General features: G+C 53.4%; 12 protein-coding genes. 10 read left to right on the forward strand and 2 right to left on the reverse strand.

What is annotated here, in order from left to right; translation table 11 throughout:
• Position 1 precedes the first annotated feature (1 nt).
• From Q3Y58_RS18980 to Q3Y58_RS19025, 10 genes are all read left to right on the forward strand, one after another.
• On the forward strand, positions 2-598 hold the full coding sequence (locus Q3Y58_RS18980; RefSeq protein ID WP_319623361.1) for a hypothetical protein: 597 nt from the start codon (positions 2-4) through the stop codon (positions 596-598).
• The gene (locus Q3Y58_RS18985; protein ID WP_319623362.1) at positions 595-1,038 is read left to right on the forward strand and encodes a DUF6950 family protein; all 444 of its coding nucleotides are present in this window, start codon (positions 595-597) and stop codon (positions 1,036-1,038) included. The genes Q3Y58_RS18980 and Q3Y58_RS18985 overlap by 4 nt, the downstream gene beginning before the upstream one ends.
• Complete coding sequence (locus tag Q3Y58_RS18990) at positions 1,026-2,873, forward strand: hypothetical protein (RefSeq protein ID WP_319623363.1); 1,848 nt, start codon at positions 1,026-1,028, stop codon at positions 2,871-2,873. Before Q3Y58_RS18985 ends, Q3Y58_RS18990 begins: the two co-directional genes overlap by 13 nt.
• Before the next feature lie 46 nt (positions 2,874-2,919).
• Positions 2,920-5,232, forward strand: a complete 2,313-nt coding sequence (locus Q3Y58_RS18995) for a pectate lyase family protein (RefSeq protein WP_319623364.1) — start codon at positions 2,920-2,922, stop codon at positions 5,230-5,232.
• Between the two features lie 47 nt (positions 5,233-5,279).
• Entirely contained in the window at positions 5,280-5,519 is a 240-nt protein-coding gene (locus Q3Y58_RS19000) for a DUF7940 domain-containing protein (RefSeq protein ID WP_319623365.1), read from the forward strand.
• Entirely contained in the window at positions 5,516-5,983 is a 468-nt protein-coding gene (locus Q3Y58_RS19005; protein ID WP_319623366.1) for a lysozyme, read from the forward strand. The genes Q3Y58_RS19000 and Q3Y58_RS19005 overlap by 4 nt, the downstream gene beginning before the upstream one ends.
• Positions 5,980-6,420 carry a hypothetical protein gene (locus tag Q3Y58_RS19010; RefSeq protein ID WP_319623367.1) on the forward strand — a complete coding sequence of 147 codons (441 nt, stop codon included), beginning with the start codon at positions 5,980-5,982 and terminating at the stop codon, positions 6,418-6,420. The genes Q3Y58_RS19005 and Q3Y58_RS19010 overlap by 4 nt, the downstream gene beginning before the upstream one ends.
• A gap of 159 nt (positions 6,421-6,579) precedes the next feature.
• Entirely contained in the window at positions 6,580-6,768 is a 189-nt protein-coding gene (locus tag Q3Y58_RS19015; protein ID WP_319623368.1) for a hypothetical protein, read from the forward strand.
• A 189-nt stretch (positions 6,769-6,957) separates the two neighbouring features.
• Positions 6,958-8,769, forward strand: a complete 1,812-nt coding sequence (locus tag Q3Y58_RS19020; RefSeq protein WP_319623369.1) for a site-specific DNA-methyltransferase — start codon at positions 6,958-6,960, stop codon at positions 8,767-8,769.
• Entirely contained in the window at positions 8,766-11,303 is a 2,538-nt protein-coding gene (locus tag Q3Y58_RS19025; RefSeq protein ID WP_319623370.1) for a DEAD/DEAH box helicase, read from the forward strand. Before Q3Y58_RS19020 ends, Q3Y58_RS19025 begins: the two co-directional genes overlap by 4 nt.
• Before the next feature lie 364 nt (positions 11,304-11,667).
• On the opposite strand, the gene Q3Y58_RS19030 is transcribed toward Q3Y58_RS19025, so the two are convergent.
• On the reverse strand, positions 11,668-12,171 hold the full coding sequence (locus tag Q3Y58_RS19030; protein WP_319623371.1) for a hypothetical protein: 504 nt from the start codon (positions 12,169-12,171) through the stop codon (positions 11,668-11,670).
• Positions 12,164-13,012 (reverse strand): hypothetical protein, encoded by an 849-nt coding sequence (locus Q3Y58_RS19035; protein WP_319623372.1) that lies wholly within the window; start codon positions 13,010-13,012, stop codon positions 12,164-12,166. Before Q3Y58_RS19035 ends, Q3Y58_RS19030 begins: the two co-directional genes overlap by 8 nt.
• Between the last annotated feature and the right edge of the window lie 135 nt (positions 13,013-13,147).

Raw genomic sequence — 13,147 nt, forward strand, 5'->3', positions numbered from 1 at the left:
AGTGGGACTTTTCACCTCCGAACAGATCAAGGCCATCAGCGAGCGGGGAGCGAAGATTGCACGCGCCTGGGAGTTTCGTTTCAAGTCGGAAACGGTTCATGTGTGGAATGGCAACGTAAACCGCAGGTTTGGGGATGAGCCGCAAAAATGGATCGGCATGCGCGGTCACCTGCAAGGGCCTGATTTTCCGTTCTCAGCTACCGGCGAAAACCAAAGCGGGTTCTTTCGTGTTCACGGATTGCCAGAGCATATCAAACACATGATGTGGGACTACCAATCGGAAGTCTACGGCCGATACGTGATCGAATACACCCTGTTTCTGGATGGCCAGACGCTGGACCTGATTGGCCCAAAAGCCGTCAATCAGATCTATGTGATGCGGCGCTTACGATCAGCCCGCAGCGGGGCGGGCCTCTCGGGCAGCGCGCCGGGGTATACGCTCTCCATTATGGTTGCAAGTCTGTTTGAAAAACGGGCGGAAGCAGCCTTTGGCCGCTACACTGAAGCCGATCAAAAAGGCCGGTATCCCGGTATGGATGACCGGATATTCAACTACGCCACTGTGTTGGCGCGGGGCACACCAATCAAACTCATATGACACTGGATGCTGTTTTGAATGCCTTCTTTGCTGAAGTCTTTCGCAAAGGCTTTGGCTACAGGCCTGATGAGGTGGACTGCTGCCGCTTTGCGGCTGATTGGGTGGTCTGGAACGGTGGTCCTGATCCAGCAGCCGAATGGCGCGGGCGCTATTCATCCGAGGCGGAAGCGCTCGCCTTTGTAGCTGCGGCAGGCGGTGTTCACAGGATCCTTGATAAAGGTATGGGAGCGGCAGGTCTGGCAAACACGCGAGTGCCTTGCGATGGCGATGTGGGCTGCGTTCGAACGGCGGTGGTGGTTGAGGGGCATACCCAACGCTTGCCGGTTGGAGCCATTTATTTTAGCGGGATCTGGTGGACTTTGACTGAGGTTGGCATTTTGCCACTGCCCGCACAAACCCGTGCCATTGCCGCCTGGGAGGTGTTGCCATGCCGCCAGTAGTTGGCGCGATTGGCTCGTTCATTGCCGGTGCTGCGGCGGCCTTGGGGGCGGCCCCGCTTTCGCTCACGGGTATTTTGGGCAGCGGAGCGTATGCGGCCGGGTACGCCGCAGCCGGTGCTCTTGCCAGTGCGGTTGGTGCCTTGGGTGTGGGCGGTGTGATTGCCCTTGGCGGGGCAGTGGCTGGTCTGTTTATCTCTGCGCCGCAAACGCCTCAGGCAGCGCTCCCGTCCAGCCAAAGGCAGATTGTGCGTCAGGCTGTTGGGTATCGGCGCAAGGGGTGGGGCACGGCGCTTGGGGGTGGGCAATTGCTTTTCGCCGGGGTGAAGGGCAGCAGCTCGCGCTGGCCGGGCGGTAACAACTATTGCATGTTGGTGGCCTTTGCTGATGGGCGGGTGAGCAAGTGGCGGTCGTTTTTGGTGGACGGAAAAGAGGTCGCCGACGAAACCGGGGAGGTGTCCGTTGATGAATACACCGAATATCTGCGGTTTCATGCCAGAAATGGCACAGAAAACCAGACCGCTTTTGATCACCTGATAGCTGAGTTTCCGGAGACTGTGACCGAGCATTGGCGCGGGATTGGCACAGCATTGATAGCGGCAGAGCTTAGATGCACAAATGATGTTTATGCCATTTTTCCCAATGCCTACCGCACGGAGTTGGGGGCAATTGCCGACCTGTCACCAGTCTATGATCAGCGAGACCCAACTCAAGTATTTGCGCATCAAGCAACGTGGAAATTCTCTCGAAATGCGGCTCTGGTTATTCAGAATCAGTTGACCTCACCTTTGCGCGAAAACGGCCTCGCGATCCCGGTGGACATTCTGGATCTGGAAGATTTTGCTGCAGCTGCTGATGACAGTGATCGTGAGGTGGCGGGACCGGAAGGGCAGGCTCGCAAGCAATGGGAGTTGAGCGGCTGGGGGAGCTACAGCGAGACGCCAGCTGCGATTTTAAAGCGGATGATGGTGTGCTGCGATGCAAGATTGAGACTGACCTCCAATGGCAAGATCGGCATTGGCATTGGGGGCTGGCAAGAGCCCACGGTTACCCTGACAGACCAGGACTTTCTTGAGATCACCCAGACACGGGGACGGCTTGTTTCTGGTACGGGTACGGTGATCAAGAGCCGCTATACAAGCCCGGACCACGGCTACCTCGAACAAGATGCCATTGAGTACGTTCATCCAGCTGCGGCCACCTACGGGCGTGAAGTCACGACCGCTGACTTTCTGATGGCAAGCAACCACGGACAGGTGCGCCACCTGCAAAAGAGCACGGCCTATCGGCAAAATGCCGAGATTGAGGTGGAATGCGTCACAGGTGTGACCGGCCTTGCGGTAGTTGGTGAACGTTACATCTGCATCAGGAGCGAGCTGGAAGGGATTGAGGGCACCTTTGAGGTGAGTGAAGACTGGGAGTACTTGATCAACGAACATGGCAACTTCATCGGTGTGAAGTTTACTGCCATTTCCATGGCACGCGAAGGCGTTGAGTATGATGAACTCACTGAAGGGGTTACGCCACCGGAGGTGCTGGCCTCGGTTGAGAGCAGCATTGCGCCCGATACACCCACGCTTTTGATCAGCGGGTCGGCGCTGCGCCAATACTTCGAAATTTCACAGAGCGATACCAGTTATGTGCACCAGATCGAAATCGTGGATGTGACTGATCCTGAGGACTTGCAGACCGGCTATCTTTGGCTTGAACCGGGGCAACTATCCTCAAGCGCTGTTTTGGAAGATGGCCACGAGTATGAAATTCGCGCCAAGGCGCGCACCGTCTCCGGGCTTTCTTCGCCCTATACGGATGCCCAGACAATTACGGTGAGCGCCTAGAGCGCAAGTCTAACCATTTTTTTCAACCGACCATGATGGGGGCTGCATGACCCTTGCTTATGACCTCGACATCATCTTGCGGGACCACAAGGTGCTGGGCGATCCGGGAAGTGGTGCCCACGCAGTGGTGCTTTCGCAACTGCGTCAATACTTGAAGTGGGCAGAACGGGCTGGGCCTGCCATCGTTGTTGGGTCGTTGGCTGAGCTGAATGGCATTGTGGGCGGTGAAGGGGCATTGCGCGCCGAGGTGAGAGGGGCCGCAAACGGTGAGAACGGTTACTATCGCTGGGACGGCGGGAGGTGGACGAAGGTTGCGGGACTGGATGTCTCGTTCGGGCAACTGACCAACATGAGCGGTACGCCAAACGAGATCTCCGCTGCGCTTGTGGCTTCCGGAGAGCGGGGCACCGTGGTCGCTTTTGTGGGAACGGCTCTTTACAACAACGAGGGCGGGGGCACGTTCATTGCCATTGACGGCGTGCGGGAGGAGATCCTGACTGCAGCGGGCGATCCGCTACCGGAAAACCAACTGATTGCCGATCAGGCTTTCTTGTTGATGCGAGCGCCGGATGGCACGCTGCGTTGTTACTTTGCGGGCGATGCCGCAACCGCTGCGGCACAAGCGGCGCAAAGCGCTGTGCAAGCGCAGATTGCCCGGCAAGCTGCGGAAAGCGCAACAGCAAGCCTGACAGCATTGCAGTTTACATCCCGCGCCGTTTTTGAGGGAACAACCATTCTGCCCGGTGTTGTGACCGTGGAGATGCTTGGCATCTTTCAGCGCGGGGATTGCGGGCATCCGTTCCGTTTGACCCGGCTTGATAGCGCACCGGACCCTGTGGAGCCATGGCACTGGCAAAGTGCCGATGGTGGATACTGGTTGATGGCCAAGCCGTTTCCCAGCCCAAGAGAGTTTGGGGCGCGAGGCAATTACGCCAGTGATGACACAGCATCCGTGCGGGCATGGCTGCGCTATGGGGAGATTACAGGCCTGCCTCTTGGGGGCTATCCCGGTGTTTACCGCTGCACAAAAAGCTTTGAGCTGCCTGAGGGCATCCAGATTTATGGCAGTGGTGCGCCCGTAATTGCGGCCTATCCGCAATACGGGGGAGACAAAAGCTTGCTGAGGCCGGGGTATAAACACCGGATCAACGGCATGTCCTTTGTGTTTTCTGGCACGCCAACGATCACTGTCACGACACCGCGCAACGATCGTTTTGCAGTTGTGCGACCCTGCATGTACTACAAGTATCCAACACCGCCTGTGCTCAAGGACATCGCCATTTTGCAGGACATGGATGTGTTCAACGCATCTGGACAAATGACCTCGGCTGCGCAGGACAATCGCGCTGCCGGATTTACCTGCGGATTGTGGACGGAGAGCAACAAGGGCGTTTATGAACGCCTGACAATCTTTGGGTACTTTGACGTCCAAGGCATTGTGATCTCCAACTTCTCGCCGATATCACACATCAACCCGGATTATAACGGGTTCCGCTTCAATCGGATCACGTCTGGGCTTGCGATTATCAGCTCTGATGATGGCTCAATGGATGAGGGCAATACGGGCCTGCAGAGCTTTGGCAACAGTTATCAGGGCGCGGACCATCACGACAGAGCGGCGACAAATACTAACGTGCCGACACTCTACATTGACGGCGATGTGACAACACTCGGGCACATCCGAGGGCAATCGTTCACGGGAGACAGTTTCCGCACGCTCGTTAATGATGCGATCGTCCTCGATCATTGCGATGACGTTCAGTTTGCAAACTGCATCACCGAGTTTGCAATTGTCCCAGGTGTTCCGGGTCTTGATCAGCATGGCCGCTTGCGGGGCTCAAGCAACGTCCAATCGGCACGCTTTACGAACATAGCTTCTACACACGATATGGGCCTGCTGGAGTTCATGGCCGAATGCGACGGCGGCACGGTTACCGCTACCTCAGTTGGTCCGCGTGATGGGCACATTGTTTCAATCAATGGGAAGGCGGTTTGGCTCGGCCAGAATGCGGGGTCATATGGACCGGGTATTCAGTTCGTTGACGCCGTGAATGCAGGAACGGTGACAAAAGGTCTGATGCTTCAAAGGTCATCAGATGGCGGATTTCGAGCTGAGCTGGATGACGAACTAATTTTTGATGTTACGGCAGAGGGCATCGCCTACGGGTATGGTGGTACGCAGCTACCAGTGATCTCTCCCGTCAGCATTGAAAACAAGAACAGCCAGCTCAATCAGAGCAGGCGCGCCGGCCAAATGATCCTTGAGGGTGGAACCTACAAGCTTTTGATTTCAGCCAGCACAGCGCCTACCGGGACTTGGCGTGACGCTATGGGCGCGGTTGTCTATTCGCCTTCATAAGAGTTTCTGACGCCGATTTTTCATCAAAAACTGAACTGGAGAATGCAATGGGGCGGGTGCCTGACCACCACGTGCAACAGATGCTCGTGGCTGATTGGCGACGTGTGCTTGTACGGGCCTGGAGCCTGCGGCTGTTGATCATCGCGGCCGGGTTGCAGGGGCTGGAGGCTGCGGTTCCGTACCTTGGCGGGTTCGTTCCTGAAGGCGTGATGCTGGCGCTTTCGTTCATCGCGACTGCAGGTGCATTCGCGGCCCGGTTGATGGCACAAAAGGAGCTTTCCAGATGAGGAAGAAGACAAGACTGGTGGGTGGGGTGGCCGCGCTTACCATCACCTTCGTTGGTGCATGGGAAGGCCTGCGCCTTGCGGCCTATCGGGATATCGTTGGCGTGCCAACCATCTGCTATGGCGAAACGCGCGGCGTGAAGCTTGGGGATCAGCGCACACGGGCGGAGTGTGACGCCATGTTGCTGGAGAGCCTGAAGCGCCACGAGGCGGGCATGCGTAAGTGCCTGAAGGCACCGGACCGGATCCCGAACAAGAGCTATGTGGCGTTTGTTTCGCTCACTTACAACATTGGCACTGGCGCGTTTTGCCGGTCCACCGCAGCACGGCGGATTAACGCTGGTGACCTTGAGGGCGCGTGTGAGGCTGCGACCTGGTTTAACCGGGCCGGTGGGCGCGTGGTGAAGGGGCTGCAAAACCGGCGCTCGGCTGAGTACCGCCTTTGCATGGAAGGGGCAGGGGGATGAGTTGGGCTATTTCCATACTTGCCATGGGCAGCAATACATTATTGGCTTATGGCGCACTGGTGTTGGCGGGTGCAGCGTTCATAACTCGTCTGCATCCCCTAGTACCAAGAATCCTGTCCAGTATGCTCACTGTCTGCTTGTTGTGCGTGTCTGTCTGGCATTTTTCCGCTCGTCATCACAATCATGAGGCCCGGCTTGAGGCTCTGAACGATGAACTGCGGATTTTGAAGCAGCACACTGAGATGCAAAGACAGGTGCAGGAGAAAGCAAACATCAAACTTGCCAATCGCATCCGACTGACAACCGAGCTTCAGGAACAGATCGATGATTATGAAAAGGCTCTTGCTTCGGGGCAGGGTGGTGCTTGCCCTTCTGATGATGAGTATGATCGGCGCATGCGCGCAATCCAGATCGGCTCTGCCTCCTCCTCTCGCTGAACCTCCGCCAGACCTCATACAGCAATGTCGGGATCCAGGTGTTTCCGGCGATAAGGGACGCGATGCCATCCTCCATCGGGCCGCGCTTGCTGAATGTGAAGCGAAGCGAGAAGGGTGGCAAGACTTCTATCAATCTCAGGAAACGCGAGGTGCTGGCAAATGACACCTGAACAGGCAAACTATGCATCCGGTGTAAGCATGCTAAGCTATCCGTTTTGGCGTGATCTACTCGAAGCAGCCAGCAACCTTGCCTCCACCGTCGTACCAATTCTGGGGGCTGTGCTGGTGTGCATGCAGATCTACCTAACATTCCGCAAGGCACGTGCGATAAAGAGTGGAGATGAGTAGCGCCGGATGGCTCGGGCAGTGTTTGGGTGTTATTCCAGATTTTTGGGAGAACTGCTGTATGAGGATGAATGGGCTGCCTAGGTTGCAAGCGGCGTGAGCATCGATCGCTAATGTCGTTGTTCACGCTGGTACTGGCATTTGATCAAACGAATCTGTATTCAGTTATCATCAATTTATCAAAGGCTTAAAATGTCTGAAAAGTACGACAGTCTTACACGCGAGCAACTGATTGATCTGCTAAAGAAACGCGATAGGACCAAGAAACTTGGGCTGGTCTGGGAGCGGGACGAGATCGCAGCGGATCAGGCCATTGATGAGAACTTCATCGCCTGCGAGATCGTGCCGGAGCTGTCGGACAAGCCTGCGCCCTGGGCGAACATGGTGATCGAGGGCGACAATTTCGATGCGCTGCGCTGGTTGCGGATGACGCTGGCGGGGCGGGTCAAATGCATCTATGTCGATCCGCCCTACAACACAGGCAACAAGGACTGGGTCTATAACGACCGCTATATGGATGCCGAGGATCGGTTCCGCCAGTCTACATGGCTCGAATTCCTCTATCGCCGGTTCACGCTGGCCCGCGACCTGCTGGCCGAGGACGGGGTGATGCTGGTCTCGATCAATGATGAGCAGCGGGCGCTGCTGGAGTTGATGATGGACCAGGCGATGCCGGGGATGCGGATAGCGGTCATGCCCTGGCGAACACGGCAAGGGTCAAACGCAGATCAGAGGGCCTTTATGAGCCCGGACCACGAACATGTTCTGGTGTATGCGAAAGACGAATTTCGATTCCTCGGGAACGAAAAATCTTACTCGATGTATAAGCACTTCGACGAGTTGCGCGATGACTGGTATCGCCTGAGCGATTTGACACTTGGTTTCGACTACCGAGAACGGCCAAACCTGTATTACCCGCTTCAGGACCCCAAGACCGGCAATTGGTATCCCTGCAATCCGAACAGTGTATGGCGATACGCAACTCGTAAGCGGCTCAAGCCCGGCCAGCGAGTACAGTCTAAGCCAATGGAAGAGTGGTTGGAATTGAACCGCATAAAATTCCCTGAATCACCAAATACTCGCATCTTTTCCACGATCGATGAGTTGAAAGCTGCATGTGAGGCAGGCGAAGTTCCTTACAGCGGTCGAGCTCCTCTGATCCGACCTGATCTTCCAGACTTTGAGTTTTGGGTCGGAAAGAAAATCGCCTACGGAACCCCTTCCTTCAAGAGATATAAGAGAGAGTTGCGCAATCCGCGCCAGCCGTTGTCGTCTTGGGTTAGCCCCAGAGCAGAGGCTAAACAGATTGATGATGGTTCCAACACGATCATTGCTGGTACGAATGACGAAGCTGCAAAAGAAATCAAATCGGTCTTCGGATCCAAAGCCTTCAACTACGCCAAACCCGTCTCCCTGATCCGCGAACTCGTGCGACAGTCCACCGGACCCGGCGATATCGTGCTCGATTTCTTCGCAGGATCTGCCACCACCGCACAAGCTGTCATGGAACTCAACGCCGAGGATGGGGGGGGGCGACACTTCATTATGGTCTCCTCGACTGAGGCGACAGAGGAGGAACCCGATAAGAACCTCTGCCGAGATGTGACCGCCGAACGGGTCAGGCGGCTGAATACTAACGACGATCCGAAATATGCCGATCTTGTCGCCCCCTTTGCCTATCTGCGCACCCGTGAAATTGCCTTTGAGGATCTGGATTACGATCTCGCGCCCAAGGATGCCTGGGCGGCGCTGGAAACCCTGCATGGCCTGCCCCTGACCGTCTACAACACCGCAACACCGTGGAACGCGCATGAAGGTGATGGCGTGACGCTGGTCATGGTGGACCGCTACGACACCGCGCTGCTGGACTGGCTGCACGACCGGTCGCGTCGGAACGTCTTTGTCTATAGCTGGGCACCGGGGCAACTGGCTCGGGAACTGGCCGGTGTCGAGGTCGAAGTTCGTTCTGTCCGCGACACGCTGGTGAGGAGTTTCCAGCAATGAGCAGTGAGCGCTATGCACTAGCCGAATACCAGTCCCGTGCGGTTGAGGCACTGACCGGCGTGATTCGCAAGGTTGCCGAGTACCACAATGATCGCCCGCAGCATCGGCAGGAGATCGCGCTGAAAAGCGGTGTGACGCTGCTTCAATCGCCGACCGGTTCGGGTAAGACGCTGGTGCTAGGCCGCGTTCTGGAGGGGCTGCGCGGAGCGTTATCCCGCCCTGTCGTTTGGTTTTGGTTCGCACCCTATGCCGGGCTGGTAACACAGACCCGCGACGCGATTGTCGATCAATGCGGCGCGCTTCGCGTGCGTGACATCTCCAAGGATCGCGAGCCGATCGGCACGCGCGATGGCGACGTGTTCGTTCAGACCTGGAGTGCGGTGGCCGCAAACAATAAGGACGCCCGCAAGGTGCGCCGCACCAAGGAAAGTGCACTGTCGCTCGACGACATGATCGAGACGCTTCGCGACGACGGCTTCTTTGTTGGCGTGGTGATCGATGAGGCGCATTTGAATTTCGGAGCTTCGGCCAAGGCGGCTGCGGATTTCTATCTGAATGCTTTAAAGCCCGATTTCACGATTTTGTCGACCGCAACTCCAAACGACGATAAGTTGGAGGCGTTCGAGGACAAGGCTGGCATCGAAGTTGCCAGCCGCGTGATCGTTCCGCGCAGTGATGTAGTCGAAGCGGGCTTGAACAAGGAAGGCCTGATGATGGGCGTGATCCACATGAGCGATGCGGATCGCGATTTGGTGGATCATGAGCAGGCCACTCTGACTGCCGGCTGGACGCAGCATCAGCGTGTCAGAGAAAGATTGCGAGAGCGGGGGATCACTCTCACTCCCCTTATGTTGGTACAGGTGGAGGATCAGACTGCAGGCGGCGATGATCCGGTTGATCGTGTGCGAGAAAAACTGATTGAGGTTGGTGTTTCTGAGGAGGCCATTGCCACGCATACCTCGGGCCAACCCGACCCCGATTTTCACACGCTGGCATATGACCCCGACAAGGAAGTGCTCATCTTCAAGGTTGCGGTTGCTACCGGATTCGATGCCCCACGTGCCTGGACGCTGGTTTCGGTGCGCCCGAACCGGGGCAAGGAATTTGGTCTTCAGATTGTGGGTAGGATCATGCGGGTGCACCCGCTGATACGCCCATTCCACGGCCAGGACACATTGTTGGACCGAGGGTACGTCTTTCTAACTGACCCCGCGATGCAGGCAGGACTTGACGCAGCTGTTGAAGAAGTCAAGGCCGTGCGCCAGAGCATAGAGTTGGTTACAGACCGTTTGGACATTGTAGAGTTTGGGAACGCAACCAAACCATTGATGAGTTCCAGCACAGTGATTACTTCTCAGCTTAGTCCTGATACTCCAGCGACTGATGGGGAGCGAAAAGCGCGCCTTTCGAGACTCATTGAAAACGGTGTTGTGTTACCCAAAGTAGCAAACTTTCCAATAGATGAACAAAATAGAGCTATTCAAGCTGGTGAGACTTTGCTGGACCTAAACAGTACATCGCTTTTTGGTAACTTACCGCAGCAGGAACGGCAGGTTGAAGCGGAAAAAATCCCACAAAAACAGCAATATCACGGGTACCCACTCCGTAAGGATATCAGCATTCCGACATCATTGTGGCGTGAACTGCCGCCTGAACCAACTAGTCTGAATGACTTGGTTGAAGATATTGCAAAGGCATTTTTCAGGAGTTCTAATGCTATTAATTTGCTTCAAAAGCGAAAAACGAAAGCTAAGATGAACCTGAAAGATCTTTTTACTGAGGATATCTCTGAAGAAGTTGATTTGCGTTTATATCTTTCGAATGCCCGGATATCTGAGAAGGCCCAGTTGGCATTTAAATTCAATGACTCGATTGATACGCGCTTTCTAAAACGGGCAATGGTTGATGAGCTTCGCCGGCTTGTAGATGACAATGGCATTGACGCCGAGGAGACAGACCTGCGCCGCGCAATTGATCTTGCTGTGATGTTTGAGCCAGAAAAGCTAAAAGAAGCGGTGAAGTATGCACAAGGTCGGAACTCTCGATTGTCGGACAGTGAACCTATACCTGAACTCTATAAAGGCCCTGTGGGCCTGGTTACGGCGACCAAATCAGCATACGGAGTATTTCCTTCGAGAATGAACAAAGAAGAGAGGGCACTTGCCGAACTTCTTGATACTGATGACACAGGTACAGTCTTGTGGTGGTTGCGTAATCCTGAGAACGAACGTTGGGCAACGCGCCTTTTGCTTCCAAGCGGAAAGAACTTTTTCCCGGATTTCGTCGTCGGCGTGAAAGGTAGGAGTACACCAAACTCGATTGCCCTAATTGAGATCAAGGATGATGGAGCTACAGGGCGTCTTCAGTCGGATAGAAATTTAGAAAAGATCCGTGTGCAGCACAGAAAGTACAACAAAGTGTTCTGGACCTATCGGAATGATACCGGCACTTGGGTAAAAGCTGAATACTCAGAGGGGCTCAACAGAATAGTCGATCGCGATAAATACGAAGTAGTTCAAATGGTTTATGATTAATGCGGTTTATGGCACTGACGCGTTCCAAAGTGACGCCATCTGGAGCGTACAGCAGCGATATTGATTGGCTCAGCTGATAACTTTTTGCTTTCACCGTGATAAGTAAAAAATCATCAGAGCTTTTTGATATCTCAGTGCTTTTTAGAGATGGCTACTATTTTTTAATAGCAGCAGGCGAGAGGTGTTTGTTCCATAGGCTACGAGTGTGGTGGAACATGAAGACTGTGCCTGATGGTCAGGTTTTGCTTGGCTTTTATAGTGTTATGCCACCGCGCGATCGACCGAATGCCTCAAGCGCTCCATCCTCCGTGTGATTTTGTACGTTATCGTCGTTTGCTTAGGAGTTCGTAAGGCGTCACCCAAATTAGGGTTGAGCAGAATCGCTACTGAAATCTTCAGCATTGTCATTGGTACCTATCTTATCAAGTTCCACTACGCCGAACACAACTTGATAAATGTCGTACATACACAAAATGTAGAGGGCTAAGATCCACAAAGCCGATGCATTTACAATTGCAATCGTAGTTGAACAATCTTCATTCAAACCCTTAACAAATAATAATACTATGGTGATAGAAAAGCCCCAAAAAATGTACCAAGCGTTGTCCCTGAGCTCTTTCTTCACCTTGTCGGCTGCGTTCTGAATGTTGTGATTTCCGTTGAACCTTTCTCTCACCATTCTGTTTAACGCGAGATGTAGGTTCGCTACGCTAGCTAGCGTTACAGTAAGTACAACAGCCATCAATGCGATGAGTTCATGACTAACAAATTCATTTAAGAACGTGTTCTCAGACAGCCAATGTTCTCTACTAACTAACATGCACGTTAGAATGACACCTACACCGATTAAAGTGATCCACTTAATCACTTCTCCCCCCAAACAAAAGTAAAAATAATCCTAAGATCTTAGTGGTTTCGCATTGCCGTGGCATTAGCGATTCCGGTACTTGTTTGCTTTTTTTTGAATCGCTTGAGTTATAAACTTTTTTCCTTCCGGCCTTTAGGCTCGCTGACCCCGGGCCTTCTGCGATATAGTCTATTGCCTCTTCGACGAAATCACCCTCGGGAATAAGCGCGCCATCTTTATTCTTTACAGTGTACTCCGTACTTTGTCCGTTAGTTTCCTTTACTATTTCCTTATTAAGCTCGCGCAGGGTGTCCATTCCACGTAAGCCGTTCGGTGGGTAAAACTCAAACTTAAGTTCAGTTATTTGGCCCTTGTACTCTTGAACTGCTGCCCAAAAATCATTTCTATCAGAGATAAAAGCGATGTCGGTATGCCAAGATGTTTTTTTTCTATCTCTAACTACATGTTCCAACATTGATGAAAGAATAGATTTTGGAGATCCAACATCTGATCTCTTTTCGAATGCAACAATTTGTTTATCTGACGCTGTATCAATACATAAAAATGAGGCTTTGTAATGCTCTGATTTTGTGAGTGCAAACTGGCTTTCAGGGCCAGCATTAACTGTCTCTACAACAGGCTTACCTACAAGTCCTGATAGAAGATTGCTGTCTTCGGGATCTTTATAAATGGGTACGTATGAGTACTTCGTACCCATATGAAAGAAATCTTGCCGTTTTGAAAACGCCTCTTTTAGATAATCCTGTCTAGAAATATCTGGCTCTTTGCGATCAAGCGCAGACACCAAATCGCCGATAGCTGGGATGCTGAGAGAAAGTCTTAGGTATTCAAATGTTGCCATATCGTTATCGATTGAGTTAAATTAGTTTTGTATTTCATAAACTTTAAATTGCAAGTTGGGAAGAACTAACTCTTTGACTTTTGTCAATAGTCCTCACGAGATGAACTGCCTTTTAGCGTTCCTCATGGTAACATG

Origin of the sequence: Nesiotobacter zosterae, from assembly GCF_033843645.1 — a bacterium.
GTDB classification, from domain to species: domain Bacteria; phylum Pseudomonadota; class Alphaproteobacteria; order Rhizobiales; family Stappiaceae; genus Pseudovibrio; species Pseudovibrio zosterae.